The following is a 24,775-nucleotide window of genomic DNA, read 5'->3' on the forward strand; positions in this document are numbered from 1 at the left end:
CGCCATGTTGCCGAAGATGGATGCGATCGGCATGACGCCCTTGACCCCGGTCAAGACCACGCGGGCGGCCGATGCCGTCGCCGACCCGCGCCAGGCCGAGTTCCAGCGCTCGCTGCAGGGACTCATCGGCAAATCCATGCAGGGACAGGTACTGGCCCGCATGGGCGACGGCAGCTTCCTCGTGCGCGTGGCCGGCACGCCGGCGCGCATGCAGTTGCCCGCCGGCGCCCAGCCGGGCACGGAAATCCCGCTGACCTTGATCGGTATCAATCCCCGCCCCTCTTTTCAAATCGGCAATAACCGCGACCAGCCCGCCAGCGCCCTGCTGACATATGCGGACGCGGAAGCCGAGCCCGAAGCAGCCGACCTGCGCGGCCCCCAGGCCGGCGCCGCCCAGGCCGGCACGCGCGCCAGCAGCACGGCCGCCACCCTGCTCAGCCGCGCGCCCCTGACGCCGGCCAACCTGCTGCCCGCCCTGGCCGGCGACACGCCCGCGCCAGAGCTAAGCACCACCGCGCGCGCCATCAGCACTGTGCTCAGCCAGGCGGAAAGCGTGCCCGGCGCGCCCCTGTCGGTGGTCGGCAAGACGCCGCTGATGGCCACACCGGGCGCCGCTCCGGCCCAGGTGGCCCAGAACCTGCGCGATGCGGTCGGCAGCAGCGGCCTGTTCTATGAATCGCACGTGGCCGAATGGGCCGAAGGCAAGCGGCCGCTGGCCTCGCTGCTGCTGGAGCCGCAAATGCAGAAGGCGGCACAGGGCGACATGGCCAGAACGGGCACCGACCTTGCTTCGGCGCAACTGATCAATTTGCAGCTGCATACGCACGAACAGGCGCGCGTGCAGTGGCAGGGCGAAGCCTGGCCCGGGCAGAAGATGCAGTGGGATATCAGCCGCGATGCGCCGGAAGGACAGCAGCACGAAGGACGCGAGGGCGACGAGGAAGCGACGGCCTGGCGCAGCAATGTGCGCTTCCAGTTCCCCCTGCTGGGCGACCTGGCCGCGCACGTGGTCTTGCAGGGCGGCAGAGTGGCGATCCAGTTGCAAGCGGGCAGCGAAGGCAGTGCCGACACCTTGCGCCAGCATGCGGCGCGGCTCGAAGCGTCGCTAGCCGCGGCCGGATGGCCATTGTCGTCGTTGACGATCGCCGGCAAGCCGGAGGCGGCGGCTGGAGAAGACGATGCTTGACGACACCAAACGCAAGGTGCCGCAGACGGCCGTCGCGCTGGCCTACCAGAGCGGCACGCCGGCGCCCAAGGTGGTGGCCAAGGGGAGCGGCCTGATCGCGGACCAGATCATCAGCACGGCACGCGAACACGGCGTGTTCGTGCATGAATCGAAGGAATTGGTGGCGCTGCTGATGGATGTCGACCTGGACCGCCAGATTCCGCCCGGCCTGTATCGGGCGATTGCGGAACTGCTGGCCTGGTTATATCATATTGAATCTGCGAATGGCGGGCCGATTCCGCCGCCGCCCGACACCAGCGTCAACCTCACCGATACATAGACAGGCATCAATGCAAGCACATATTATGGATTCCGGCCTCGAAAACTGGCATGATTTTGAAGTGGAATCGCGGCGGGAAATCATTGCCTTGCTGCGCGGCATCAGCGAAAAGAACCAGCTGATCCGCATGCTGATCCACGGTGAATCCGATGTGTGCGTCACGTCCATCCTGGAAGTCGATGCGGACCGCAACACCGTCATCCTCGACCGTTCCGTGAACGCCGACCAGAACCGGCGCATGCTGGCCGCCAAGGGCATTTCGTTTGAAACCTCGCTCGACAAGATACGCATCCTGTTTGCCAGCGCCCTGGTGGAAGAGTGCAATTACGGCGGCACGCCCGCCTTGAAAATTGCCATACCAGAAACACTGATCCGCTTGCAGCGGCGCGAGTACTACCGCATGACGACGCCCGTGAGCAATCCCGTGCGCGTTTCGATTCCCCTGCCGCCCTCGCTGGGCGGCGCCGACACCCTGTTTCCGCTGGCCGACATCAGCTGCGGCGGCATCGCCATCCTTGACAATAAACTGATGCTGGGCGAGACGATCGGCAGGGACTATCCCGGTTGCCGCATCGACTTGCCCGACGTCGGCATCGTCACCGCGACTTTGCAAATTCGCAATTCGCTGGACATGACCCTGCTGAACAACAAACTGAACCGCCGCCTCGGCTGCCAGTTCGTCGACCTGCCGCGCAGCATGCTGGCGCACGTGCAGCGCTATATCACGCGGCTGGAGCGTGAGCGGAATGCACGGATGGCAGGGTTGGGCTGATCATAGTTAACCCAAAACGCAAGGGCCGGGGCCGGACCCGGCGGGTCCGACCCCAGTCTTCGTTTTGGGTTCTCAACAGTTAAACCTGCATATTCATGATCTCATGATATGCAGCAACTAACTTATTACGCACCTGCACGGTCGCCTGGAATTCGATGCTCGACTTTTGCATCGCTACCATCACGTCCGACAGGCTGACCTTTTCATCGCCCATGGTAAAGCGCTGACCCAGCGCCGACGAAGCCTTTTGCGCGCCGCTCACGGAGTCCAGCGCGCTCTTGAAGGCATCGGCAAAATTCACCTTCGCCGCCGGCATCTCGGTCTGGATCGCCGGTATTTTCGCCTCCGGCCGCGTGGCCGCCGACTTCAGTTGCGCGATCATCGCCTCGATCCTGCTGCTATCGATACCGCCTGTTTTCACTTTGCCTCCCGATTCTGGTCTATTCCTGCCTGTTGCACCCAGAGAACAAAACCCTGGCTTGCAAGGCAACGACGGGTACAATAACTTCCGTCACATGTTGCCAGGGTTCCACAATACCAGCGCCAACGCCAGCCGCTCGGCCGAGCAGGCGGCAAAAGCGCCTTCTATTTGGACGATTGAAGCGCGTGACAGTGGCGGATAATTCTGCATATCGCCCCCTCCTCCAGTGGAAGCGGCCCCCACTCATTAGCAAACATACGCGCCCCGGAAGGCAATCATGGCTGTAGCCGAAGAAATCGATGTGAACCGCATACCGCCGGAACCGGCGCCTGCCCGCTCGCCCGTGGAGTCCGTGCAAGCGTTCGCCAAGACGCCGATGGGCAAGAATTTCCTGCGCGGCCTGGGCGTGGCGGCACTGATCGCCATCGGCGTGGCCCTGTACATGTGGAACCAGCCGCCTGAATACAAAGTCCTGTTCTCGAACTACACGGACCGCGACGGCGGCGCCATCACCGCTTCGCTGGACCAGCTGGGCATCAAGCACAAGTTTTCCGAAGGCGGCGGCGCCATTCTCGTGCCGTCCGAGCAAGTCCACGACGCGCGCCTGAAACTGGCCGCGCAAGGCTTGCCGAAAGGCGGCAACGTGGGCTTCGAGCTGATGGAAAACCAGAAGCTGGGTGTCTCGCAATTCCTGGAACAGGTCAATTTCCAGCGCGCACTGGAAGGCGAACTGGCCAAATCGATCGAATCCGTCTCCGCCGTCGATACGGCGCGTGTCCACCTGGCCCTGCCCAAACCGTCCGTCTTCGTGCGCGAACAGCAAAAACCGACGGCTTCCGTACTGCTGAACCTGCATCCGGGCCGCGGCCTCGATCAGTTGCAGGTGAGCGCCATCGTCCACCTGGTGGCGTCGAGCGTGCCGGAATTGCTGCCGATCAATGTCACCGTGGTCGACCAGGCCGGCACCTTGCTGTCGAATCAGGAAAAGGACAAGGACCGCGCCAACGGCATCAAGAGCCTGGACCCGAACCAGCTGAAGTACGTGCAGCAATTGCAGCAAAGCGTGATCAAGCAGGTCGAATCGATCCTGCTGCCCATCGTCGGCGAAGGCAATGTACGCGCCGAAGCGACGGCCGACGTCGATTTCTCGCAAAGCGAGCAGGCGGCCGAAACCTACAAGCCGAATTCGCCGCCGGAAGCGTCCACCATCCGCAGCCAGCAAACGAGCGAATCGACGGGCGCCGGCAATGCCAACCCGTCCGGCGTGCCGGGCGCGCTGTCGAACCAGCCGCCTGGCGTGGCCACGGCGCCATTGACGGCCGAGGCGCCGGGCGCCCCGGGCGGCGCGCCGACGGCGCCGACCCAGAAGGAATCGACGACCAATTATGAAGTCGACAAGACCGTGCGCTACGAACAGAAATCGATGGGTGGCCTGCGCCGCCTGTCGGTGGCCGTCGTCGTCAACTACCGCCGCAGCTTCGACAAGGATGGCAAGGTCACGGTCAAGCCGATTTCCCCTGCCGAAATGGTTCAGATCAATAATCTGGTCAAGGAAGCGATGGGCTACAACAAGGAACGCGGCGACAGCTTCAGCGTGGCCAACTCGCCCTTCGACGGCATCGACCGCGCGCCGGAAGGCAAGCTCGAATGGTGGCGCGACCCGGCCAACTTGCCGCTGGCCAAGGAATTGGCGAAATTCCTCATCACGGCCCTGATCCTGCTGTATATCTTCATCAAGATCGTGCGTCCGATGCTGCGCCCCGTGATGCGCAAGATCGACGATTTCGGCGCCCCGCCGCCCGTCATCGAGCCGGAACTGGCGAAAACGGACGAGGAAAACGAGGTCCTGCTCAGCGAGGCGGAACTGGAAGAGCTGGAAGAAGATACGGCCCGCGGTTATCGCGAAAACCTGGCGATGGCCAGGAAACTGGCCCAGGAAGACCCGCGCGTGGTGGCCAACGTAATCAAAGCATGGATAGGCAATAATGACTGAGACAACGGGACTGCAAAAAGCATCGATCCTGATGCTGGCACTGGGCGAGAGCGAAGCGGCCGAGGTCATGAAATTCCTCGGCCCGCGCGAGGTGCTGAAACTGGGCGCCGCCATGGCCACCATGAAGGGCATCGCGCACGAGCAGGTGGTCGAGGTGCTCGGCGACTTCCGCGCGCAGACGGAACTCAACTCCACCGTCGGCCTCGATTCGGACGAATATATCCGCCAAGTCCTCACCAAGGCGCTGGGCGACGACAAGGCGTCCGTGCTGCTGTCGCGCATCCTGGGCGGCAAGGATGCGTCCGGCATCGAATCGCTGAAATGGATGGATTCGCAATCCGTGTCCGAGCTGATCCGCAACGAGCACCCGCAGATCATCGCCACCATCCTCGTCCACCTGGAGCGCGACCAGGCTTGCGAAATTCTCGGCCATTTCACGGACCGCCTGCGCAACGACGTGGTCTTGCGCATCGCCACCCTGGACGGCGTGCAGCCGGCCGCCTTGCGCGAACTCAACGACGTGCTGACGAAACTGCTGTCGGGTAACGAAAACATCAAGAAATCGTCGCTGGGCGGCGTGCGCGCGGCAGCCGAGATCCTGAACTTCATGAGCGGCGAGCAAGAAGGCTCCGTCATGGACAACATCAAGAACTACGACAACGACATGGCGCAAAAGATCATGGACGAAATGTTCGTGTTCGACAACGTGATCGATATCGACGACCGCGGCATCCAGCTGCTGCTGCGCGAAGTGCAGTCGGAAATGCTGATCATCGCCCTGAAAGGCGCCTCGCAGGAGCTGCGCGACAAGATCTTCAAGAACATGTCGCAGCGCGCCGGCGAGATGATGCGCGAAGACCTCGAGTCGAAAGGCCCCGTGCGCCTGTCGGAAGTGGAATCGCAGCAGAAACAGATCCTGCAGATCGTGCGCCGCCTGGCGGACGAAGGGCAGATTGTCTTAGGTGGAAAAGGCGAGGATTCGTTTGTCTAATTTGATTCCCAAAGAGCAGCAAACCGCCTACCAGCGCTGGGAAATGACCTCGTTTGGCGACGAGCGCCCCAGCGTGGTGGCGGCGCGCAAGCTGCTGGAACCGGATCCCGAGCCCGAGCTCGACCCGTTTGCCGAACTGCACGAGGAAGAGCTGGCCCCGCCGCTCGAATATCCGACGCAGGAAGAGCTCGACGCCATCCGCGAGGAAGCGCGCGCCACGGCCTTTGAGGAAGGCCGCGCGGCCGGCTATGCGGAAGGCCATGCGGCCGGGCATGCCGACGGCCATGCCGAGTCGTATGCGCAAGGCAAGGCGGCGTCTAGCGTGGAACTGGCGCATCTGCAAACCATCGCCGTCGACTTCGGCACGGCCGTGCACCAGGCCGACGAACTGATCGCCAACGACGTGATGGAACTGGCGCTGCAGCTGGCCAAGGGCATGCTGAAAACTGCCTTGCCCGTGCGCCCCGAGCTGATGTTGCCGATCGTGCGCGAAGCCATCGAATACTTGCCAGTGTTGCAACAACCAGCCTTGCTGATGCTCAACCCGGAAGACGCGCAAGTGGTGCGCGACGGCATTGGCGATGAGCTCGACAAGGGCGGCTGGCGTGTCATCGAAGACCCGAGCGTGGAACGCGGCGGTTGCAAGATCGACACGGCCAGCAACCAGATCGACGCGCAGGCGTCTACCCGCTGGCACCGCCTGACGCATGCGCTGGGCAAAGACATGGACTGGCTGGCGCCGTGAGCGAGCCCGTCAAAGGCCCCACTGCCCATGCGGCGCGCTGGCGCGCCTACCTGAGCGACTGTTCGGCCGTCGTCGGCTTTGTCGAACCGATGCAAATTTCAGGCAGGGTCACGCGCGTGGCCGGCCTGGTGATGGAAGCCGTGGGTTTGCGCCTGGCCGTCGGCGCCGCCTGCACCGTGCCGCTGCCGAATGGCGGCCGGGTCGAGGCGGAAGTCGTCGGCTTCGAAGGCGACCGCCTGTTTTTGATGCCGCAAAGCGACGTCGAGGGCATCGTGCCCGGCACGCGCGTATTTTCCGTCGAACCGGCCATCCCCCGCCCGGGCAGCGTGGCGCACCCGCGCCGCCGCCCCAGCGACCGCGCGCGCCACCTGCCCGTGGGTCCGCAACTGCTGGGCCGCGTGCTCGATGGCGCGGGCCGGCCGCTCGACCAGCTGGGCCCGCTGCACACGACCGACAGCGCTCCCATCAACGTACGCCCCGCCAATCCGCTGGGCCGCGCGCCCATCGTCGATACGCTCGACGTGGGCGTGCGCTCGATCAATGCCATGCTGACCGTGGGCCGCGGCCAGCGCATGGGCCTGTTCGCAGGTTCCGGCGTCGGTAAAAGCGTGCTGCTGGGCATGATGGCCCGTTACACGGAGGCGGACGTGATCGTCGTCGGCCTGATCGGCGAACGGGGACGCGAGGTGAAGGAATTCATCGAACAGATTCTCGGCGCCGAAGGCCTGGCCCGCTCCGTCGTCGTGGCCGCGCCGGCCGACACGCCGCCGCTGATGCGCCTGCAAGGGGCCGCATATGCGACGGCGATTGCCGAACATTTCCGCGACCAGGGGCAAAACGTGCTGCTGATCATGGATTCGCTGACCCGCTACGCCATGGCGCAGCGCGAAATCGCCCTGGCCATCGGCGAACCGCCCGCCACCAAGGGCTATCCGCCCTCCGTCTTCGCCAAGCTGCCCGTGCTGGTGGAGCGGGCCGGCAATGGCGAGGAAGGCGGCGGCTCGATCACGGCCTTCTACACCGTGCTGACCGAGGGCGACGACCAGCAGGACCCGATCGCCGACTCGGCGCGCGCCATCCTGGACGGCCATATCGTGCTGAACCGCCGCCTGGCCGAAGCGGGCCATTATCCGGCCATCGACATCGAGCAATCGATCTCGCGCGCCGCCCACTCGATCACCACGCACGAGCACCAGCAGCAGGCACGCAAGCTGAAACAGCTGTATTCGCGCTATGAGCGCAGCCGCGACCTGATCAGCGTGGGCGCCTACAGCGCCGGCACCGACCCCGTGCTGGACCAGGCCATCGCACTGCATGAAAAGATTGAAGCGTTTTTGCAACAGCAAATCACGGAGCGGGTCAGCATGGACGAGAGCTTGGGGCAACTTACCGCTCTATTCGACTGATTAGGACTTGCATAGCGGGAATATAATCAGCCATGGCTTCTCCTTCCCAACTTGCAACCCTGATCGACCTCGCCCAGCGCGAAACGGACGACTGCGCCAAGCGCCTGGGCGCGGCCCTGAAAGCGCTCGATGATTGCCGCCAGAAGCTCGACATGCTGTCCGGCTACCGTGACGACTATGCCCAGCGCTTCGAGGCGAGCATGAGCAACGGGATCACGCCGATGGCGTACCGCAATTTCCAGGCTTTCATGGCCAAGCTCGACAGCGCGATCATGGGCCAGCAGCAAGTGGTCGAGCATGCGCAAGCGCGCAGCGACAATGAAAAGATGCGCTGGCAGCTGGCCGAACGCAAGCGCATGTCGTACACGACCCTGAACAACCGGGCGCAGGAACAGGCGCTGAAGCTGGAAAACAAGCGCGACCAGAAAGCAATGGATGAGCACGCGGCGCGACAAGCCTATTACAAACGCTAAGCAACACTGAGGCAGCATCATGCAAACCCAGCCAACCCCGATTTCCCAGATTATCTCGCCGAACGCCACGCCGGGCGCCGCCAACCGCAGCCAGCCGTCCACCAGCGGCGCGGCGGGCGACTTCCAGCGCACCCTGAACCGCCAGATCGAGCAACGCCAGGCCAGCCGCAATATGGCGCAAACGCAAGCAGCTGCGCCAGCGGCGGCGCGCCCCGCCAGCCCGGCGGCCGCGCCAGCGCCGGCGACGCCGGCACCCTCCAGTGAAGCGAAGCCGGCGCAAGCGGGCACCGAACAGCCGGCCAGCAGCGAACAGCCGTCCGCGCCAGTTGCCGAGGCGGCCACACAAGCCAGCGGCGATGGTTCCAGCGCCACGGCCGAGGCCAGCGTCCCTGCCGTCCCCGACGCGACAGTCACTCCGCCAGCCGATCCGGCCGCCGAGATGCTGGCCCTCGTGGGCAGCATCCAGCTGGCCATCCAGCCGCCAGCGGCCAAAGCCATGCCGGAACTGCCCGCGCGCGCCGGCGTCAAGGCCGACGGCAAGGGCTTGGCAACGGGGCCGTTGCTGGCAGCCGGCCAGGGCAGCGGCAAGGCCGCCGCCACCGTCATCGCGCAAGCGGACGGCGGCGACTTTGCCGACAGCCTGGGCCAGGCCCAGGGCAAGGCGGCCGCCACACCAGGCGCCAGCGTGCCGGCAGGCAAGGCCGAACCGGGCAAGCTGGCCATCGACGCCCAGCTGGCAGCGACCGCCAAGGCGGGTACCGCCGTGGCCGAACCGGTCATCAAGGAAACACCAGCCGACCTGAGCCGCCTGGCGGCCCAGCTGCAGCCGGGCGCGCTGCAGCAGGCGGCGGCCGCCGTGGCCGTGCCGGCCGACAAGCTGACGGGCCGGGTCGGCTCGCCGGCCTGGGACCAGCAACTGGGGCAGAAAGTCGTGTGGATGGCGGCCGGTGGCGACCAGAGCGCCACCCTGACCCTGAATCCGCCCGACCTGGGCCCCGTGCAAGTGGTCCTGACGGTCACCAATGACCAGGCCGACGCCGCCTTCATGTCGGCCCAGCCGGAAGTACGCCAGGCGCTGGAAGCGGCCATGCCGCGCTTGCGCGAAATGATGAGCGAAGCGGGCATCGCCTTCGGCAGCGCCACCGTCTCGGCCGGCACGCCGGAACAGCAAAACAATGGCGAACGCGCCGCCTCGGGCGAACGCCGTGGCAATGGCCAGGGCGGCGGCGCCTCCGGTGGCGAGATCGCCATCGCGCCGGCGACGGCCGGACGCAGCCGGCCCAGCCTGAGTGCCGTGGATACCTTTGCCTGAGGACAATTCGTCGTCCGCAGGCCACAGGCGCCTCCCACGGCATAACTTTTCGTATAAAAACAGCGAGTTGAGGGCGCTTCCGCCCTCTTTTCACTGCATCCTTCTGCGCAGAATTTGCCGATAATGACATAATGGCGTCGTGATCCACTTCCATGCACCCGAGTACCATTGAAAGCAAATCCAAAAATGAAAGCAGATCCGAAAGCAGATGCAGGCCTGGCTCCCGCCGGCGCCTCGAAAAAGAAGCTTCTGATCATTGTGCTGGCCTCGGTGCTGGTGGCCGGCGGCATCGGTGGCGGTGCCGCCTGGTACTTCTTGCATGGCAAGGCCGATAAAGAAGAATCGGCGCCGAGCAAGAAAAAGCATGCCGCTTCCAAGGCTGGCCCCCCCGTTTTCGTGCCCGTCGACGCGTTCACCGTCAACTTGCAGCCGGAAAATGGCGAGCAATATCTGCAGATCGCGTTTACCCTGCAGGTGAGCAGTCCGGAAGAAATGGACTCGATCAAGCTGAACATGCCAAAAGTGCGCAGCCGCTTGCTGTTGCTGCTGTCCGGCAAGAAGGCGTCCGAACTCAATACCGTGGAAGGCAAGCAGCAGCTGGCGGCCGAAATCATCAACCAGGTGAACCAGCCGTTCGAGGACAAAGGGCCGGAGCAGGACGTGACGGACGTATTATTTACCGCATTCATCATTCAATAAGCAGCCATGGCCGATAATTTCCTCTCCCAGGAAGAAGTCGATGCCCTTCTGAAGGGCGTCAACGGAGACCAGGACGACGCGCAGGCGCCGGAAGACGTCACGGGAGTTCGTACCTACAACCTGGCAACCCAGGAGCGCATCGTGCGCGGCCGGATGCCAACGTTGGAAATTATCAACGAGCGTTTCGCCCGGTTGCTGCGCGTGGGCCTGTTCAACTTCCTGCGCCGCAGCGCCGAAGTGTCGGTCGGTTCCGTGCGCGTCTCGAAATACAGCGAGTTCATCCGTAATCTGGTGGTGCCGACCAATCTGAACCTGGTGCACATGAAGCCCCTGCGCGGCACGGCCCTGATGGTCTTCGATCCAGGCCTCGTCTTCCTGCTGGTCGACAATCTGTTCGGCGGCGACGGACGCTTCCATACGCGCGTCGAAGGGCGTGACTTTACGCAGACGGAGCAGCGCATCATTCTGCGCATCCTCGACATCGTCTTCGAAGCCTATACCAAGTCGTGGGAGCCGGTCTTCCCCGTCGAGTTCGAATATATCCGTTCGGAAATGAACACGCAGTTCGCCAACATCGCCACGCCGAACGAGGTGGTGGTGGCATCCACGTTTACGGTGGAATTAGGCTCCGTTTCCGGACAAATCCACTTCTGCATGCCGTATTCGATGATCGAGCCGATCCGCGATTCGCTGACCTCGAGCCTGCAGGGCGAGGCGCTGGAAGTGGACAAGCGCTGGATCCGCCTGATGACGCAGCAGATCCAGATCGCCGAAGTCGAGCTGGTGGCTTCGCTGGGCACGGCGCGCGTGTCGTTCGATGAAATCCTGAACATGAAGGTGGGCGACATCATCCCGCTGAATATTCCCGAACTGATCGCCGCCACCGTCGATGGCGTGCCCGTGATGGATTGCACGTACGGCGTGTTGAACGGACAATATGCATTGAAGGTGGAGAAACTCCTCGCCAATGCCGATAACATGAATAACCACTAAAGAATACCCGGGCCGCTGCGGCCCGCATCTGTACAACAGGAGAAACACATGTCTGACAACCAAGACGACCAAAGCGCGGAAGACGATTGGGGCGCGGCCATTGCCGAGCAGGCCAAGGCGGAAGCCGAAGCGCTGCAAAACCAGGCCGCCAATACGGCCAGCGCCGCCAGCGCCGCCGTGTTCAAGGACTTTTCCAAGCAGGCATCGAAGTCGGAAACGCACAACGATATCGATTTCATCCTCGATATCCCCGTGCAGCTGACGGTCGAACTGGGCCGCACCAAGATCGCCATCAAGAACCTGCTGCAACTGGCGCAGGGTTCCGTGGTCGAGCTCGACGGCCTGGCCGGCGAACCGATGGACGTGCTGGTGAACGGCTGCCTGATCGCCCAGGGCGAAGTGGTGGTGGTCAATGACAAGTTCGGCATCCGCCTGACCGACATCATCACGCCTTCCGAACGCATCCGAAAATTGAATAAATGAAGCCTGGCCTGTTGATTTCCACCATGCTGCCGCTCATGGCGGCATGCAGCATTGCCCTGGCTGAAGCGCCAGCCGCATCCATGCCGGCGGCCAGCGCCGCCAGCGCTTCCGTCGCCGTGGCAAGCGAGACACCGCCTGCCGCCGCAACGGCGCCAGCAGTTTCTTCGGCTGCCTCGCCGGCCGCCGCCCTGCCCGCCATGCCGCCAGGCGCACCGGCAACGATGGCGCCAACAAGCTCGGCCGGCAGCCTGCTGCAAACCATCCTCGCACTGATGTTCGTGCTGGCCCTGCTGATCGGCCTGGCCTGGTTCATGAAGCGCTATGGCCCCAAGGTCATGGGCGGCAACAACAAGATGCGCGTCGTCAGCTCGCTCAACCTGGGCGGACGCGAGCGCATCGTCCTCGTCGAAGTGGCCGACCAGTGGATCGTCGTCGGCGCCTCGCCCGGCCGGATCAACGCGCTGGCCACCATGCCGCGCCAGGAAGGTGATCTGCCGCAACTGGCCACGGCGCAAAACGGCCCCGCGGCCGCCAATTTTTCCGAGTGGCTGAAACAGACCATCGAAAAACGCAATGGGAAATAAGCAGCAGATGGCATGGTCCACCTTGAAGACTCCCCTGACCTGGCTGCTGGCGGCCATTGCCCTGGCCTTGCCGCTGTGGGCCATGGCCCAGCCTGGCATCCCGGCCTTCAACAGCACGCCGGCGCCGGGCGGCGGCCAGAATTATTCGCTGCCGGTACAGACGCTCATCCTGATGACGTCGCTCACCTTTTTGCCGGCAGCCCTCTTGATGATGACCTGCTTTACGCGCATCATCATCGTGCTGTCCCTGCTGCGCCAGGCCATCGGCACGCAATCGGCGCCGCCGAACCAGGTGCTGGTGGGGCTGGCCCTGTTTTTGACCCTGTTCGTCATGGGCCCCGTGTTCGACAAGATCTATACGGATGCCTACCAGCCCTATCAGGAAAACAAGATCACCATGCAGCAGGCGTTGGACAAGGGCGTCGATCCCCTGAAAACCTTCATGCTCAAGCAGACGCGCCAGGCCGACCTGGCCCTGTTCGCCAAGATGTCGCGCTCGGCGGCCTTGCAAGGTCCGGAAGACGTGCCGCTGCGCATCCTCGTGCCCGCCTTCGTCACCAGCGAACTGAAGACGGCGTTCCAGATCGGCTTTGCCATCTTCATCCCGTTTTTGATCATCGACATGGTGGTCGCCAGCGTGCTGATGTCGATGGGTATGATGATGATGTCGCCCGCCACGATCTCGCTGCCGTTCAAGCTGATGCTGTTCGTGCTCGTCGATGGCTGGCAGTTGCTGCTGGGTTCGCTGTCACAGAGTTTTTACTAGGGGAACCAGATGACACCCGAAAGCGTCATGACCCTGGGCCGCCATGCGATGGAAATCACCCTGATGGTGGCCGCGCCCATGCTGCTCGTCGCCCTCATCATCGGCCTGATCGTCAGTATTTTCCAGGCGGCCACGCAGATCAACGAGGCGACCCTGTCCTTCATCCCCAAACTGGTCGGCATCTTTGTCGCCATCGTCGTGGCCGGTCCGTGGATGCTGTCCGTCATGCTCGACTACATGCGCCAGGTGTTTACGGGCATCCCGAACCTGGTGGGCTAGTGCCGCGATTGCTGCCATGCTGACCCTGTCCAGCATCGAACTCAATACGTGGATCGCAGCATTGCTGTGGCCGCTTAGCCGCATCCTCGGCCTGATCGCGGCCGCGCCGCTCTTTGGCAACGCGGCCCTGCCGGCCAGCGTCAAGGTGACCCTGGGCGCGCTGCTGGCCATGATCATCGCCCCCACCGTTCCGGCCTTGCCGGCCGTCAACCCGATGTCCCTGCCCGGCTTGCTGATCCTCACGCAAGAGATGCTGGTGGGGCTGGCCATGGGCTTTTCCATCCGCATCGTGTTTTCCGCCATCGAAATGGCCGGCGAACTCAGCAGTCTCACCATGGGCCTGGGCTTCGCCTCGTTCTTCGATCCGCAAACCAAGGGCAGGTCGTCCGCCATCAGCCAGTTCCTTGTGATGCTGGCCACCTTGATGTTTTTGACCGTCAACGGCCACCTGGTCTTGCTGGCGGCGCTGGCGGAAAGCTTTGTCAGCCTGCCCATTTCGGCTAGCCCCATCAGCGGCGGCGGTTTCCAGCAATTGGCTGCCTGGGGCGGGGAAATCTTCCGTTCCGGGCTGCAAATTTCGCTGCCCATCATCGCTGCCCTGCTGCTGACCAACGTGGCCCTGGGCATCTTGACGCGGGCCGCACCGCAGCTGAACATTTTCGGTATCGGCTTCCCCGTCACCCTGGGCGTGGGCTTGCTGGTGATCGGCATGGTCCTGCCCTACCTGGCCACGCCGTTCCAGAACATGTTCCTGCGCGGCATAGAAACGGCGCGTTTGCTGCCGCGCGGCTTTGCCACGCGCGACCGGCCACCGCCGCCCGCGCCGCCGAACCCCTTGCGCCCGGCACTGCCTGCGCCTGCGCCGCTGCCGCCCGCGCGCTGATCAGGTCTACCAGCCCAGCGCGTGGCGCAGCAGCAGCGCCGACAGCACGAACATGGTCACGCCGATCAAGCCATCGAGCACTTGCCAGGCCCGCGGCCGCGCAAACCACGGCGCCAGCCAGCGCGCGCCATAGCCGAGCGAGGCAAACCACAGCAGGCTGGCCGCGCTGGCGCCAACGATAAACCAGCCGCGCATTACGCCCGGCTGCTGGGCGCCAATGCTCCCCACCAGCAATACCGTATCCAGATAGACATGGGGATTGAGCAAGGTAAATGCCGCCGCCTGCGCCAGGATGGCTGCCAGGCCGAGTCCGGCACCGCCTTCGGCGGCGCGCAGCTGCTGGGGCCGGCACGCACGCCGCAGCGCTTGCCAACCGTAGACGGCCAGAAAAATGGCGCCGCCCAGCGCCAGCGCGCTGGCCAGCATGGGGCGCTGCCCCAGCGCACGGGACATGCCCAGGACGCCGGCGGCAATCAGCGCCGCGTCGGCCACGGCGCAAAACAGCACGATGGCGCCCACGTGTTCGCGGCGCAAGCCTTGCCGCAAGACAAAGGCATTTTGCGAGCCGATGGCAACGATGAGGCCCAGGCCCAAGGTCAAGCCCTGGAAAAAGACGGAAAAAACGAGTGGTGTGGTGGCGGTCGAGAGTGTCATGCGGCGATCTTGCCAGCCGAACGAAATGAAGGCAAACTACCTTTTCTACAGCAAGTTAAGGAAAACTTCATTCATGCTCGATTATGCCGCCCTCGCCGCGCTGGCTTCCGTCATCCGCGAAGGCAGTTTCGAGCGCGCGGCGCGCGCCTTGCACGTGACGCCATCGGCCATTTCGCAGCGCATCCGCCTGCTGGAAGAGCGCGTCGGCTGCGCGCTGGTGATACGCGACCAGCCCTGCCGCGCCACGGAAACGGGCCGGCGCTTGTGCCAGCATGTGGACCAGGTGCAACTGCTGGAGCAGGATTTGCAGGGCACCTTGCCGGCGCTGGCAGCCCAGGGCATGTCGCGCGCCAGCGTGCCCGTCGCCGTGAACGCCGACAGCCTGGCCACCTGGCTGGCGCCCGCCATCGCCGCCTTCGCGGCCGCGCACCCCGTGCTGCTGCAAGTGGCCGTCGACGACCAGGACCATACGGCAGAGTGGCTGCGCAGCGGCGCCGTGCTGGCGGCCGTCAGCGCCACGGCCCGGCCCGCTTCCGGCTGCAACAGCCGTCCGCTGGGCGCCATGCGCTACCTGGCGGCCGCCAGTCCCGCCTTCCTGCAGCGGCATTTTGCCCAAGGCGTCGGTGCCGCCAGCCTGGCGCTGGCGCCCAGCCTCGTCTTCAATACCAAGGATGAGCTGCAGGCGCGCTGGGTGCGCCGCCTGTGCCACCGGCACGTGGAATTGCCGCGCCATACCCTGCCCTCGTCGCACGCCTTCGTCACGGCAGCGCTGGCCGGCATGGGCTGGGGCTTGCACCCGCAAGCGCTGATCCAGCCCTGTCTCGACAATGGCAGCCTGGTCGAACTGCTGCCCGCTGCGCCATTGGACGTGCCCCTGCACTGGCATACGGCGCGCGCCGCCTCGAGCCTGCTCGACGGCCTGAGCGCAGCCATCCTGGCCGCCGCCCGCACGGGCCTGCTGCCGCCCTGACAGCTGGCGTCAGTGCTGGTCGCTGCTGAATGCGAAGCGCCAGCGCCGCACGTCGACGTTCAAGCGCAACTGGTGATATTTGACCAGGTAGCGCACGCCGACGAGAGCCGCCGCCAGGCCGGACAAAGCGCCGATGCCCAGCGCCCAGCGCGGGCCGAAGGTGTCGGCCACCCAGCCCACGATGGGTGCGCCCAGCGGCGTGCCACCCGCCGAAATGGCCAGCACGATGGCCATCACGCGGCCCCGCATGGCGGGTGCCGTCGACAGTTGCACGCTGCTGTTGACGCTGGTGGTAAAGGTTTGCGCGGCGATGCCGATGACCACCAGCATCATGCCGAACAGCCAGTAATTGGGCATCACGGCGGCCAGCGCGCACGCCAGGCCGAACAGCGCGGCCGCGCCCAGCAGCAAGGCCAGGGTGGGCTGGCCGCGCCCCGCCGCCAGCAAGGCGCCGGCCACGGAACCGCAAGCCATCACGGAACTGAGCACGCCATACTGGCCGGCGCCCGCATGGAAAGCCGTCACGGACATGGTCGACAGGAAGATGGGGAAGTTCAAGCCGAAGGTGCCGATCAGGAACAGCATCAGCAGGACGGCCATCAGGTCGGGCCGCTGGCGCACGTAGCGGAAACCCTCGCCCAGGCTGGCGCGCGTGGCATTCAGGCGCGGCGTGCGGCGCAGCAATTCCACGCGCAGCAGCAACAGCGAACCGATCACGGCGGCAAACGAGACGGCGTTGATGATGAAGACCCAGCCGCTGCCGACGCTGCTGATGAGCAAGCCGGCCACGGCCGGGCCCAGCATGCGTGCCGCATTGAACGAAGTGGAATTGAGCGCCACGGCATTGGTCAAGTCTTCCTCGCCGACGATCTCGGCAACGAAGGTCTGGCGCACGGGCGAATCGAAGGCCGTCACGCAACCGAGCAGGAAAGCAAACACATACACATGCCACAGTTGCACGAGGCCGCTGATGCACAGCAAGCCCAGTCCCAGCGCCAGCAATCCCATGGCCGCCTGCGTGCACAGCAGCAGCTTGCGCCGGTCGAGCAAATCGGCCGCCATGCCCGTCAGGGGCAGCAACAGCAGCTGCGGGCCGAACTGCAAGGCCATGACGATGCCGACGGCGCTGGCATTGTGCTGCGTCAATTCGCTGAGCACCAGCCAATCCTGCGCCGTGCGCTGCATCCAGGTGCCGATATTCGACACGAGGGCGCCGCCGGCCCAGATACGGTAATTGGGAATGCGTAGCGAACGGAATGTGTTGTTCATCTGGGCGTGCGGGCTCCTTGCCGGGTGTTAAGGTCTAGCAGCGGATCATTCCGCCAAGCGTTTGAGTAATGCCACCGCATGGTTCAATTCGGTGACTTCGTCCGGCGTGAGCCGGGTTTCAATGGTGCGCGCCAGCCAGTCTTCGCGCGCGGCGCGGCTGGCCGCGATCCAGGCGCGGCAGCTGTCCGTCAGGGTCAATATCGTTTGCCGTCCGTCAGCCGGATCGGGCGAACCCGTCACCATCTGTGCTTCCGTCAAGGCTTGCACGGTGGCGGCCATCGACTGGGGCCGCATGCCTTCGGCGCGCGCCAGGCTGCTGGCCGTGGCCGGGCCGTCGCGCTCAAGACGGCTGAGCACGGATGCCTGCGACATGCTGACGTCCCCCAGGTGCGCCTCTTCGCGCAGGCGGCGGCGCAAATTGCCGATCAGGATGCGCAATTCGCCGGCCAGTTGCAGGACTTGTTCGTGGTCTTCTTGTGGGGTGTGCATGGGGAGCGAAAGTGGATCAACGGCCCCTACTATAACAGATACACAGGTAGACTGCACAGTTTGCCTGCATATCTTGTCCAAGTGACCAGATTGCGGACGCAAAAAAGCCGGGGCCGGAGATGTCCTCCCTGCCCCGGCTTGCCGGTCGTCCTGCCGATGCCCGTTCTTAGCTGATGTAGTTGAACAGCGACAGGCCCGAGATCGAGGTGAACGATTTCTGCGCCGCCTGCAGGGTTACCTGTTGCTGACTGAAGGTGGAAATGGCTTTCACCATGTCCAGGTCCTGCAGGTCCGACAGAGTGGTGGCGTACTGGATGTCGAGGTCGTCACCGGCGCTGTCAAGGTAATCGAGTTCCTTCAGGCGCGACCCGACTTCCGAGCGCACCGACAGCACGTTGTCGTAGGCCGTGTCGAGCAGATCGTGCGCCGTGTTCAGGCTGGCCGTCAGCCGTGCCTGCCCCGCGTCACCCGTCGCCGGCTGGCCCAGTGCGCCGATCAGGTTGGTAATCGTGGTAAAGATCGATTCCTTGCTGCTGGGCTCAAGGGTGAACTTGTCCAGGTCGGCTGGCTTGCCCGCGACATTGACTTGCTGGCCGTCAAAGTTGATGGCGTCGCCCGATTTATAGGCCACCGGCACGGCCGGATTCGGAATGGTCTGGCCCAGGGTCACATCCGTCACGGTATAGGTCGTCTTGGCATCCGTGCCCGTGCCCGTCACCTGGAAGTCGATCGAGTACTTGTGCCCCGTCAACTTGGTGGGGTCGGTGACGGTGCCGCCGGAAATGATGCCGGCGCCGCCGCGCGTAAAGTTGCCCGGATCGGCCGCCGTGGTGAACTTGCCGTTGCCCGTCAAATTGTTCTCGAACACGGCCGCGCCCGAGTCGCTGGTGGCCAGGTAGCGCGCCGAGCCCACCTGCAGCTCGCGCTGGCCCTGGTCGCCCACGTAGGTGGCGCCGCCCGGCGTCTGGCTGAACGGCTGGGTCGTCGACTTGTAGCCGGAAAACAGGTAGCCGCCCGCGTTGTCGGACGTGTTGGCGATGCCCATCAGGTCCGTCAGGCGGCCCTTCAGCTCCGTGGCCAGGCTCTGGCGGTCGATATCCTTCAATGCCGGATTACCGGCCTTCAGCACCAGTTGCTGCACGTCGGCGATCAGCGAGGCGGTGCTGCCCAGCGCCAGCTCTTCCTGCGAGAGGAAATTCTTGGCGTTCGAACGGTTCGTCACGAATTGCGTGTTGATCGATTGCGACTGCGTCACTTCCAGCGCGCGCGACGAGGCGATCGGGTCGTCGGCCGGCGTCAGGTTGCGGCGGTTCGCCGACAGCTGCATTTGCGTACGGTTCAAGGCGCCCTGCAGATTGTTCAGCTGCGAGCTGCCCTGGTCATAAATCATTCGTGTGCTGATGCGCATGATGCTGCCCTTCCAGAAAGCCGCCGCGCGCTACGTCGCGGCAAAAATTGATTAACGTCCCAGGCCGATCACCACGTCGAACAGGGTGCTGGCAATCTGCATGACCTTGCCGCACGCCTGGTAGGACTGCTGGTAACGCAGCAGGTTGGCTGCCTCTTCGTCGAGGTTGACGCCGGAGACGGCCTGCTGCTGGGTGCTAACCTGCTGCAGCAAGGCAAGACTGGCCAGGCCGCTGACCTGCACTTCGCGCGTCTTGTTGCCCACGAAGCTGACGGTTTGCGCATACGACCCCTGGAACGTGGCATTGCCGCCATCGAGGATATTCTTCGTCTGCAAGCCCGCCAGCAGCGCGGCGTTGCGGTTGTCGCCCACGCCGCCCGCATTGGGCTTGATGGTAAAGGTGTCGCCCTGCGCCGGCGCGCCCGTCATGCTGACATTGATGCCGCCAAAGCTGAAGTTGTCGCCTTCCGTATACGGGATGTTCGCCGTACCGGCCGGATACGTCGTGGTGGCCCCGTTCAAGCCCTTGACCGTCACCGCCTGGCCCGCCGGGAAACCCGTCAGCGAGGTGGTCGCCTTATCGTAGGTCAAGGTCACGGGACCCGTCAGGGCATTGCCCGGGGTCAGGTAGGCCTTGTCGACGGAGCCGGCGCTGAGCTTGCCCGAGCCCGTATTGGCCACAGTCGCCGACGTGACGATCGGCGCAGCGGCGGCGATCTTGTTGCGGTCGGTGATCAGCACGTTCAAGCCGGCCGCGCCATTCGCCGTCGGCCTGATGACGTAGTTGTCGCCCTGGGCAGCCGTGCCCGAGATCGAAAAGTCGACGCCGTCGATGGTTTGCGGCCCCGTTTGCGGATACGGATTGATGATGGTGTGCGCGCCGTCGGACTCGCGCGTCACCACATAGTTGCTGCCGTCGTATTTCAAGCTGTAATCGCTGGCCGTCAGCTTGGTCGGATCGCTGACCTTGGCCGACAGCACGGTGGTGCTGCTGGTGTTGTTGCCGCGGTCGGCGCCGATCACGGGATCGGGGATCTTGAAAAAGTCGCCGCCCATGGCGCCATTCAAATCCTGGCCCAGCTTGTGCTGGTCGTTGAAGGTGCTGGCCAGCGCGATGGCCACCTTGCCCAGCGAATTCTGGACATTGTCCAGGGTGCCGCTACGGAATTCCAGCAAGCCGCCCAGCGAGCCGCCGGTCAGGGAGTTGTCCGGCAGCACGGTCACGGTATTGCCCGTGACATAGCCCACCTCGATGCGGTTCGGGTCCGTGCGCGAAGGCGTGGCCGCCAGCTCGAAGCTGCGGTCGGCCACCACCAGGGGCTGCCCCGCGCCGATGGAAATGGTAACGGTATTGTTGGCAGCGGGCTGCACCGTCGCCTTCACGTATTTGTTCAATTCCGTGATCAGCTGGTCGCGCTGATCCAGCAGATCGTTGGGCTGGTTGCTGGCGTCGACCGACAACTGGGAAATCGATTTATTCAACTCGGCGAGCTGCTTGGCGTAGGTATTGATGACCGTCACATTCGACGTGATCTGCGAATTGACGCCGTCGCCGATCTCCGTCAGGCGCGCGCTCAGGCCCTGGAAGCGGGAAGCGAGCGAGCCCGCGCTCGACAGCAGCGCCTGGCGCGATGCGACCGACGAGGGATTGGAACTGAAATCCTGCACGCCCTTGAAGAAATCCTGCAAAGCGGGCGACAGGCCCGCCGTGGGATCGGCCAGCAAGTTATCGATCTGGCTGATCTGCGTGTAATAGGCGTCGAGTGCGCTGGTCGCGCTTTGCGCGGTGTTGACCTGGGTGGCCATGAAGCTGTCGTACTGGCGCTTGATCTGCGACACTTCCGTGCCCGTGCCAACGAAGCCATAGCCCGCATAGTTGGACTGCGAAGTCTGCTGCAGCACCACCTGGCGGTTGTAGCCGGCCACGTTGGCATTGGTGATGTTATGCCCGGTCGTCGACAGGCCCACCTGCGCTGCAAGCAAACCGCTCTTACCGATGCTGAGTAGATTCGAAGTCATGGTGTCTTATTGGTTACTGTCATGAGTATTTACGGCAGCCGCGGCGAAAACTTGAAGCGCGCGGCCTGCAAGGGAGCACGGCGGGTTGCTAACCGACCAGCGAATTCTTGATGATCTTTGTCAATTTGGCAGCGTAATTCGGGTCCGTCGCGTAGCCGGCCTTTTGCAAGCCCTGGGCGAACGTGCTGGCGTCGCCCGCGCTGGCCAGCACTTTCTCGTAGCGCTTGTTGTTGGTAATCAACTGCGCATAATCCTTGAAGCTGTCCGCATAGCTGTCATAGGCGCGGAATTTTTCCACCTTGCGCTGCGCCTTGCCATTCACATATTCCGTGGTGACGGCTTCCGTGACCTTGCCCTTCCAGTCGCCCGTGGCCTTGATGCCGAACAGGTTGTGGCTGCTGCTGCCGTCGCGGCTGATGATTTCACGCTTGCCCCAGCCCGTTTCCAGCGCCGCCTGGCCCAGCATGAACTTGGCCGGGATGCCGGTGGCGCGGCTCGCTTCTTCCGCATGCACGCCGAGCTTTTCCTGGAAGGCGCGCACGTGCGGCGCCTGCGTGGCGTTGGCCTTGTCGCTCAGGGTCTTGCCGGTACCGGTGGCGCTGGCTGCGCCCTCGGTGAGGGCGCCCTGCTGCTGGCGGAACGCGGCCAGCGCCTGCGCCATGCTCGACGAGCGCGGCGACGGCGCTTCGGCGCCATCGGCGGCCAGCGCCTGGTTCGACGACGACAGCTGGCGGATCAGCACGTCCGCCAGGCCCGTGCCGCGCTTGGCCAGGTTCTGGCTCGTCTGCTGGTCCAGCATCGAGGTGTACATCTTGCTTTGCTGGCTATCCATGATGCCGTCCTGCGGCGTCGCTTCGCGCATGCTTTTCATCATCATATTGATGAACATGGCTTCGAATTGCGTGGCCGCCTCTTTCAGGGCGGCGGGGTCCTTCGCCTTGGCGGACTGGCGCAAGCCATCCATGCCCTTGACGTCGTAGGCGGCGGTATTGCTGAGGTCGGTTTGGCTGATCATGGCGTATCCATCAAATGATTTCAAGTTCGGCGCGCAGCGAACCGGCCGCCTTCATCGCCTGCAGGATGGCCAGCAAGTCTTGCGGCGAGGCGCCGATGGCGTTCAGGGCTTTCACCACCTCGGACAGCGAGGCGCCGCCCTTGACCAGCATGACCTTGCCCGGTTCCTTCTTGATATCGATCTGCGCCGTCTGCGTGACCACCGTGCGCCCGCCCGACAAGGGAGCCGGCTGGCTCACTTGCGGCTCGACATTGATGGTGACGGACAGGTTGCCGTGCGAAATGGCGCACGTTTCCAGGGTCACGGACTGGTTCATCACGACGGAACCGGTACGCGCATTCATGATGACCTTGGCCGCCAGGCGCGCCGGATTGACTTCGATGCTTTCCAGCTGGCCCAGGAAGGACACGCGCTGGTCGCTGCCGCCCGGCGACTGCACCTGGATCACGCGGCCATCGAGCGCGGCGGCCGTGCCGGCGCCGTAGCGGCTGTTGATGGCATCGACCACGCGGCTGGCGGTGGCGAAATCGGTGGCGTTCAATTCCAGGCGTATCGTGTTGTTGGCGCCCAGCGCCGAAGGCACGGTGCGCTCGACGGTCGCGCCGCCCGAGATGCGTCCCACGCTCAGGTGATTGATGACAACGGAGCTGCCGGCCGCCTGCGCGCCCACGCCGCCCACCAGCACGTTCCCCTGCGCCATGCCGTACACCTGGCCATCGGCGCCCTTCAATGGGGTCATCAATAAAGTGCCGCCGCGCAAGCTTTTCGCATTGCCCATCGACGATACCGTCACGTCGAGCAGCTGGCCCGGCTGGGCAAACGCGGGCAAGGCCGTCGTCACCATCACGGCGGCCACGTTTTTCAGCTGCAAACTGGTGCCTTGCGGCAAGTTGATGCCTTGCTGCTGCAGCATCGCCGCCACGCTCTGGATGGTAAATGGAGTTTGCGTGGTCTGGTCGCCGCTGCCGTCAAGGCCGACGACGAGACCATAGCCCATCAGCTGATTCTGGCGCACGCCGGCGATGCTGGCCAGGTCCTTGATACGCTCGGCCTGCGCCACGGGCGCCAGCAGGGAAGCGGCCAGGCCGCAGATGACTAAAAAGCGGGGGAAAGTAAACGTGACCATGATCAGAACGGCAGCAGGCTGAGGAAGAAGCGCGACGCCATCGACGCCATTTCAGCACGGTCGATCTGGCTGTTGGTGCGGTATTCGACACGCGCGTCGGCCACCTGGGTCGATGGCACGACGTTGCCCGTGCCGATGGTGTCCGGATTGACCATGCCCGAGAAGCGGATGAATTCCGTGCCCTTGTTCATCGCGATCTGTTTTTCGCCGGCGACGATCAGATTGCCGTTCGGCAGCACTTCAATCACCGTCACACCGATCACGCCGGAAAACGTGTTGCTGGCGGACTGGTTGTCGCCATCGGCAAATTTCGTCGCGCCATTCGCCGAGACGGTGCCGCCCAGGCGGCCCTGCAGCATGCCCGGCGTGCTGAAGCCCACGCTGCCCGACTTGTTGCCGGAACTGGCGCCCGCCTTGACGGCATTCGTGCGCTCGGTGATGGCGATCGTCATGGTATCGCCCACGTGGCGCGCGCGGCGGTCTTCGAAGGCGGGACGGTAGGTCGACGGCTGGTAGATGGAGCCATTGTTGACGACCACGGGTTCCGGCATCGGCGCGCGCGTGGTGGTCGGATATTGCACGATGGACGTGGGCGTGATGGCGCAGCCGGACAGCAGGACTGCGGACAACAAAGCGATGATGGGGTATTGCATGGCGAACCTCCGCTGCCATCCGGCGGCGGATGGCATGACGACTATGAAAATTAAAGTTGCGACAATTTCTGCAGCATTTGATCGGATGTGGTGATGGCCTTGCTGTTGATCTCGTAGGCGCGCTGCGTCTGGATCATGTTGACCATTTCCTCGGCCACGTTGACGTTCGACGTCTCGATATAGCCCTGCATCAGCACGCCGGCGCCGTTGGTGCCCGGGGTATTGGTTTGCGCCACGCCCGAGGCGCCCGTTTCCATGTACAGGTTCTCGCCCTTCGATTCCAGGCCGGCCGGATTGACGAAGGTGGTCAGTTGCAGCGAGCCGATCTGCGATGGCGCCACGGTGTCGGGCAAGGTGACGGAAACGGTGCCGTCGCGCGCCACGGTCAGGCTCAGCGCATTGGTCGGCACGGTGATGGCGGGCTGGATGACGAAACCTTCGGAAGTGACGAGCTGGCCATTGGCGTCTGTCTGGAACGAGCCGTCGCGCGTGTAGGCGGTGGCGCCGTCCGGCATCAGCACCTGGAAAAAGCCCGTGCCGTTGACCATCACGTCGCGCGAATTGCCCGATGCCTGGGGATTGCCCTGCGTATGGATGCGTTCGGTAGCCACGGTGCGTACGCCCGTGCCGATCTGCAAACCCGATGGCAGCTGGGTCTGCTGCGACGATTGCGCGCCCGGCTGGCGCACATTTTGATACAGCAAGTCTTCAAACACGGCGCGCGACTTCTTGAAGCCCGTGGTGCTGACGTTGGCCAGGTTATTGGCGATCACGTCCATCTGCGTCTGCTGCGCTTCCAGGCCGGTTTTGGCAATCCAAAGGGAACGAATCATGATTTTTCTCCAATAACAGCGCCAGTCAGCTCTG

General features: G+C 64.1%; 27 protein-coding genes. 17 read left to right on the forward strand and 10 right to left on the reverse strand.

The genetic code is table 11. The features are described 5' to 3' along the window. Window positions 1–4 precede the first annotated feature (4 nt). The 3 genes from fliK to IGS55_RS09290 are packed head-to-tail and all read left to right on the forward strand — an operon-like array spanning window position 5 to window position 2,277. On the forward strand, window positions 5–1,186 hold the full coding sequence (fliK, locus tag IGS55_RS09280; protein WP_230517251.1) for a flagellar hook-length control protein FliK: 1,182 nt from the start codon (window positions 5–7) through the stop codon (window positions 1,184–1,186). Next, window positions 1,179–1,505 carry an EscU/YscU/HrcU family type III secretion system export apparatus switch protein gene (locus IGS55_RS09285; RefSeq protein ID WP_035821344.1) on the forward strand — a complete coding sequence of 109 codons (327 nt, stop codon included), beginning with the start codon at window positions 1,179–1,181 and terminating at the stop codon, window positions 1,503–1,505. Before fliK ends, IGS55_RS09285 begins: the two co-directional genes overlap by 8 nt. A 25-nt stretch (window positions 1,506–1,530) precedes the next feature. Next, complete coding sequence (locus IGS55_RS09290; RefSeq protein ID WP_230517250.1) at window positions 1,531–2,277, forward strand: flagellar brake protein; 747 nt, start codon at window positions 1,531–1,533, stop codon at window positions 2,275–2,277. Window positions 2,278–2,356: 79 nt separating this feature from the next. On the opposite strand, the gene fliE is transcribed toward IGS55_RS09290, so the two are convergent. Then, window positions 2,357–2,659 carry a flagellar hook-basal body complex protein FliE gene (gene fliE, locus IGS55_RS09295; RefSeq protein WP_230517249.1) on the reverse strand — a complete coding sequence of 101 codons (303 nt, stop codon included), beginning with the start codon at window positions 2,657–2,659 and terminating at the stop codon, window positions 2,357–2,359. Window positions 2,660–2,975: 316 nt separating this feature from the next. Here fliE and fliF point away from each other — a divergent pair, with 316 nt between their 5' ends. The 13 genes from fliF to fliR all read left to right on the forward strand — a co-directional run bounded on the left by fliF (window position 2,976) and on the right by fliR (window position 14,305). Next, complete coding sequence (fliF, locus tag IGS55_RS09300) at window positions 2,976–4,691, forward strand: flagellar basal-body MS-ring/collar protein FliF (protein ID WP_230517248.1); 1,716 nt, start codon at window positions 2,976–2,978, stop codon at window positions 4,689–4,691. After that, the gene (fliG, locus tag IGS55_RS09305) at window positions 4,684–5,682 is read left to right on the forward strand and encodes a flagellar motor switch protein FliG (protein WP_034754023.1); all 999 of its coding nucleotides are present in this window, start codon (window positions 4,684–4,686) and stop codon (window positions 5,680–5,682) included. The genes fliF and fliG overlap by 8 nt, the downstream gene beginning before the upstream one ends. A 43-nt stretch (window positions 5,683–5,725) precedes the next feature. Beyond that, the gene (locus IGS55_RS09310) at window positions 5,726–6,427 is read left to right on the forward strand and encodes a flagellar assembly protein FliH (RefSeq protein WP_230517281.1); all 702 of its coding nucleotides are present in this window, start codon (window positions 5,726–5,728) and stop codon (window positions 6,425–6,427) included. Between the two features lie 89 nt (window positions 6,428–6,516). Further along, entirely contained in the window at window positions 6,517–7,833 is a 1,317-nt protein-coding gene (gene fliI, locus IGS55_RS09315) for a flagellar protein export ATPase FliI (protein ID WP_230517280.1), read from the forward strand. Between the two features lie 32 nt (window positions 7,834–7,865). Continuing rightward, complete coding sequence (fliJ, locus tag IGS55_RS09320; protein ID WP_139092279.1) at window positions 7,866–8,306, forward strand: flagellar export protein FliJ; 441 nt, start codon at window positions 7,866–7,868, stop codon at window positions 8,304–8,306. Between the two features lie 19 nt (window positions 8,307–8,325). Then, window positions 8,326–9,618 (forward strand): flagellar hook-length control protein FliK, encoded by a 1,293-nt coding sequence (locus tag IGS55_RS09325; RefSeq protein ID WP_230517247.1) that lies wholly within the window; start codon window positions 8,326–8,328, stop codon window positions 9,616–9,618. Between the two features lie 186 nt (window positions 9,619–9,804). Further along, the gene (fliL, locus tag IGS55_RS09330; RefSeq protein WP_070259366.1) at window positions 9,805–10,317 is read left to right on the forward strand and encodes a flagellar basal body-associated protein FliL; all 513 of its coding nucleotides are present in this window, start codon (window positions 9,805–9,807) and stop codon (window positions 10,315–10,317) included. 6 nt (window positions 10,318–10,323) lie between these two features. Next, the gene (gene fliM, locus IGS55_RS09335) at window positions 10,324–11,310 is read left to right on the forward strand and encodes a flagellar motor switch protein FliM (protein WP_034754035.1); all 987 of its coding nucleotides are present in this window, start codon (window positions 10,324–10,326) and stop codon (window positions 11,308–11,310) included. Window positions 11,311–11,358: 48 nt separating this feature from the next. Beyond that, the gene (gene fliN, locus IGS55_RS09340; RefSeq protein ID WP_034754038.1) at window positions 11,359–11,793 is read left to right on the forward strand and encodes a flagellar motor switch protein FliN; all 435 of its coding nucleotides are present in this window, start codon (window positions 11,359–11,361) and stop codon (window positions 11,791–11,793) included. Next, entirely contained in the window at window positions 11,790–12,377 is a 588-nt protein-coding gene (gene fliO, locus IGS55_RS09345; RefSeq protein WP_230517246.1) for a flagellar biosynthetic protein FliO, read from the forward strand. The genes fliN and fliO overlap by 4 nt, the downstream gene beginning before the upstream one ends. Further along, complete coding sequence (gene fliP / locus IGS55_RS09350) at window positions 12,367–13,143, forward strand: flagellar type III secretion system pore protein FliP (protein ID WP_442908153.1); 777 nt, start codon at window positions 12,367–12,369, stop codon at window positions 13,141–13,143. The genes fliO and fliP overlap by 11 nt, the downstream gene beginning before the upstream one ends. Before the next feature lie 9 nt (window positions 13,144–13,152). Further along, on the forward strand, window positions 13,153–13,422 hold the full coding sequence (gene fliQ, locus IGS55_RS09355; RefSeq protein WP_034754044.1) for a flagellar biosynthesis protein FliQ: 270 nt from the start codon (window positions 13,153–13,155) through the stop codon (window positions 13,420–13,422). A gap of 16 nt (window positions 13,423–13,438) precedes the next feature. Then, window positions 13,439–14,305: a flagellar biosynthetic protein FliR gene (gene fliR / locus IGS55_RS09360; protein WP_230517245.1), complete on the forward strand. Its 867-nt coding sequence runs from the start codon at window positions 13,439–13,441 to the stop codon at window positions 14,303–14,305. A 6-nt stretch (window positions 14,306–14,311) separates the two neighbouring features. Here fliR and IGS55_RS09365 read toward each other — a convergent pair whose 3' ends face one another. Continuing rightward, on the reverse strand, window positions 14,312–14,959 hold the full coding sequence (locus IGS55_RS09365; protein WP_230517244.1) for a LysE/ArgO family amino acid transporter: 648 nt from the start codon (window positions 14,957–14,959) through the stop codon (window positions 14,312–14,314). 73 nt (window positions 14,960–15,032) lie between these two features. On the opposite strand from IGS55_RS09365, the gene IGS55_RS09370 reads away from it, so the two are divergent. Beyond that, window positions 15,033–15,929: a LysR family transcriptional regulator ArgP gene (locus tag IGS55_RS09370; RefSeq protein WP_230517243.1), complete on the forward strand. Its 897-nt coding sequence runs from the start codon at window positions 15,033–15,035 to the stop codon at window positions 15,927–15,929. Window positions 15,930–15,938: 9 nt separating this feature from the next. On the opposite strand, the gene IGS55_RS09375 is transcribed toward IGS55_RS09370, so the two are convergent. The 8 genes from IGS55_RS09375 to flgG form a co-directional block, all read right to left on the reverse strand. Further along, window positions 15,939–17,198, reverse strand: coding sequence for an MFS transporter (locus tag IGS55_RS09375; protein WP_230517242.1), 1,260 nt, complete (start codon window positions 17,196–17,198; stop codon window positions 15,939–15,941). Between the two features lie 45 nt (window positions 17,199–17,243). Beyond that, on the reverse strand, window positions 17,244–17,687 hold the full coding sequence (locus IGS55_RS09380; protein WP_230517241.1) for a MarR family winged helix-turn-helix transcriptional regulator: 444 nt from the start codon (window positions 17,685–17,687) through the stop codon (window positions 17,244–17,246). Between the two features lie 166 nt (window positions 17,688–17,853). Beyond that, window positions 17,854–19,095, reverse strand: a complete 1,242-nt coding sequence (gene flgL, locus IGS55_RS09385; protein WP_230517240.1) for a flagellar hook-associated protein FlgL — start codon at window positions 19,093–19,095, stop codon at window positions 17,854–17,856. A 51-nt stretch (window positions 19,096–19,146) separates the two neighbouring features. Further along, the gene (flgK, locus tag IGS55_RS09390) at window positions 19,147–21,114 is read right to left on the reverse strand and encodes a flagellar hook-associated protein FlgK (protein ID WP_230517239.1); all 1,968 of its coding nucleotides are present in this window, start codon (window positions 21,112–21,114) and stop codon (window positions 19,147–19,149) included. An 88-nt stretch (window positions 21,115–21,202) separates the two neighbouring features. Then, the gene (gene flgJ / locus IGS55_RS09395; protein WP_230517238.1) at window positions 21,203–22,129 is read right to left on the reverse strand and encodes a flagellar assembly peptidoglycan hydrolase FlgJ; all 927 of its coding nucleotides are present in this window, start codon (window positions 22,127–22,129) and stop codon (window positions 21,203–21,205) included. Between the two features lie 10 nt (window positions 22,130–22,139). Further along, window positions 22,140–23,255: a flagellar basal body P-ring protein FlgI gene (locus IGS55_RS09400; protein ID WP_230517237.1), complete on the reverse strand. Its 1,116-nt coding sequence runs from the start codon at window positions 23,253–23,255 to the stop codon at window positions 22,140–22,142. 2 nt (window positions 23,256–23,257) lie between these two features. Further along, complete coding sequence (locus tag IGS55_RS09405) at window positions 23,258–23,908, reverse strand: flagellar basal body L-ring protein FlgH (protein WP_072455384.1); 651 nt, start codon at window positions 23,906–23,908, stop codon at window positions 23,258–23,260. A 50-nt stretch (window positions 23,909–23,958) separates the two neighbouring features. Continuing rightward, window positions 23,959–24,741: a flagellar basal-body rod protein FlgG gene (gene flgG, locus IGS55_RS09410; protein WP_034754070.1), complete on the reverse strand. Its 783-nt coding sequence runs from the start codon at window positions 24,739–24,741 to the stop codon at window positions 23,959–23,961. Window positions 24,742–24,775: the final 34 nt, after the last annotated feature.

The sequence above is a fragment of the Janthinobacterium sp. EB271-G4-3-2 genome, assembly GCF_020858035.1.
GTDB lineage: Bacteria > Pseudomonadota > Gammaproteobacteria > Burkholderiales > Burkholderiaceae_D > Janthinobacterium > Janthinobacterium aestuarii.

Bases quoted from the DNA above. Each gene is read 5' to 3' on its own strand.
- fliO (WP_230517246.1), top strand. From the start codon at position 11,790: ATGAAGCCTGGCCTGTTGATTTCCACCATGCTGCCGCTCATGGCGGCA.
- IGS55_RS09310 (WP_230517281.1), top strand. From the start codon at position 5,726: ATGACCTCGTTTGGCGACGAGCGCCCCAGCGTGGTGGCGGCGCGCAAG.
- IGS55_RS09375 (WP_230517242.1), bottom strand. From the start codon at position 17,198: ATGAACAACACATTCCGTTCGCTACGCATTCCCAATTACCGTATCTGG.
- IGS55_RS09405 (WP_072455384.1), bottom strand. From the start codon at position 23,908: ATGCAATACCCCATCATCGCTTTGTTGTCCGCAGTCCTGCTGTCCGGC.
- IGS55_RS09285 (WP_035821344.1), top strand. From the start codon at position 1,179: ATGCTTGACGACACCAAACGCAAGGTGCCGCAGACGGCCGTCGCGCTG.
- flgL (WP_230517240.1), bottom strand. From the start codon at position 19,095: ATGCGCATCAGCACACGAATGATTTATGACCAGGGCAGCTCGCAGCTG.
- fliL (WP_070259366.1), top strand. From the start codon at position 9,805: ATGAAAGCAGATCCGAAAGCAGATGCAGGCCTGGCTCCCGCCGGCGCC.
- fliN (WP_034754038.1), top strand. From the start codon at position 11,359: ATGTCTGACAACCAAGACGACCAAAGCGCGGAAGACGATTGGGGCGCG.
- fliE (WP_230517249.1), bottom strand. From the start codon at position 2,659: ATGATCGCGCAACTGAAGTCGGCGGCCACGCGGCCGGAGGCGAAAATA.
- fliR (WP_230517245.1), top strand. From the start codon at position 13,439: ATGCTGACCCTGTCCAGCATCGAACTCAATACGTGGATCGCAGCATTG.
- fliM (WP_034754035.1), top strand. From the start codon at position 10,324: ATGGCCGATAATTTCCTCTCCCAGGAAGAAGTCGATGCCCTTCTGAAG.
- fliF (WP_230517248.1), top strand. From the start codon at position 2,976: ATGGCTGTAGCCGAAGAAATCGATGTGAACCGCATACCGCCGGAACCG.
- fliJ (WP_139092279.1), top strand. From the start codon at position 7,866: ATGGCTTCTCCTTCCCAACTTGCAACCCTGATCGACCTCGCCCAGCGC.
- flgK (WP_230517239.1), bottom strand. From the start codon at position 21,114: ATGACTTCGAATCTACTCAGCATCGGTAAGAGCGGTTTGCTTGCAGCG.
- fliG (WP_034754023.1), top strand. From the start codon at position 4,684: ATGACTGAGACAACGGGACTGCAAAAAGCATCGATCCTGATGCTGGCA.
- fliK (WP_230517251.1), top strand. From the start codon at position 5: ATGTTGCCGAAGATGGATGCGATCGGCATGACGCCCTTGACCCCGGTC.
- fliQ (WP_034754044.1), top strand. From the start codon at position 13,153: ATGACACCCGAAAGCGTCATGACCCTGGGCCGCCATGCGATGGAAATC.
- fliP (WP_442908153.1), top strand. From the start codon at position 12,367: ATGGGAAATAAGCAGCAGATGGCATGGTCCACCTTGAAGACTCCCCTG.
- fliI (WP_230517280.1), top strand. From the start codon at position 6,517: ATGCAAATTTCAGGCAGGGTCACGCGCGTGGCCGGCCTGGTGATGGAA.
- flgJ (WP_230517238.1), bottom strand. From the start codon at position 22,129: ATGATCAGCCAAACCGACCTCAGCAATACCGCCGCCTACGACGTCAAG.
- IGS55_RS09365 (WP_230517244.1), bottom strand. From the start codon at position 14,959: ATGACACTCTCGACCGCCACCACACCACTCGTTTTTTCCGTCTTTTTC.
- IGS55_RS09325 (WP_230517247.1), top strand. From the start codon at position 8,326: ATGCAAACCCAGCCAACCCCGATTTCCCAGATTATCTCGCCGAACGCC.
- IGS55_RS09370 (WP_230517243.1), top strand. From the start codon at position 15,033: ATGCTCGATTATGCCGCCCTCGCCGCGCTGGCTTCCGTCATCCGCGAA.
- flgG (WP_034754070.1), bottom strand. From the start codon at position 24,741: ATGATTCGTTCCCTTTGGATTGCCAAAACCGGCCTGGAAGCGCAGCAG.
- IGS55_RS09290 (WP_230517250.1), top strand. From the start codon at position 1,531: ATGGATTCCGGCCTCGAAAACTGGCATGATTTTGAAGTGGAATCGCGG.
- IGS55_RS09380 (WP_230517241.1), bottom strand. From the start codon at position 17,687: ATGCACACCCCACAAGAAGACCACGAACAAGTCCTGCAACTGGCCGGC.
- IGS55_RS09400 (WP_230517237.1), bottom strand. From the start codon at position 23,255: ATGGTCACGTTTACTTTCCCCCGCTTTTTAGTCATCTGCGGCCTGGCC.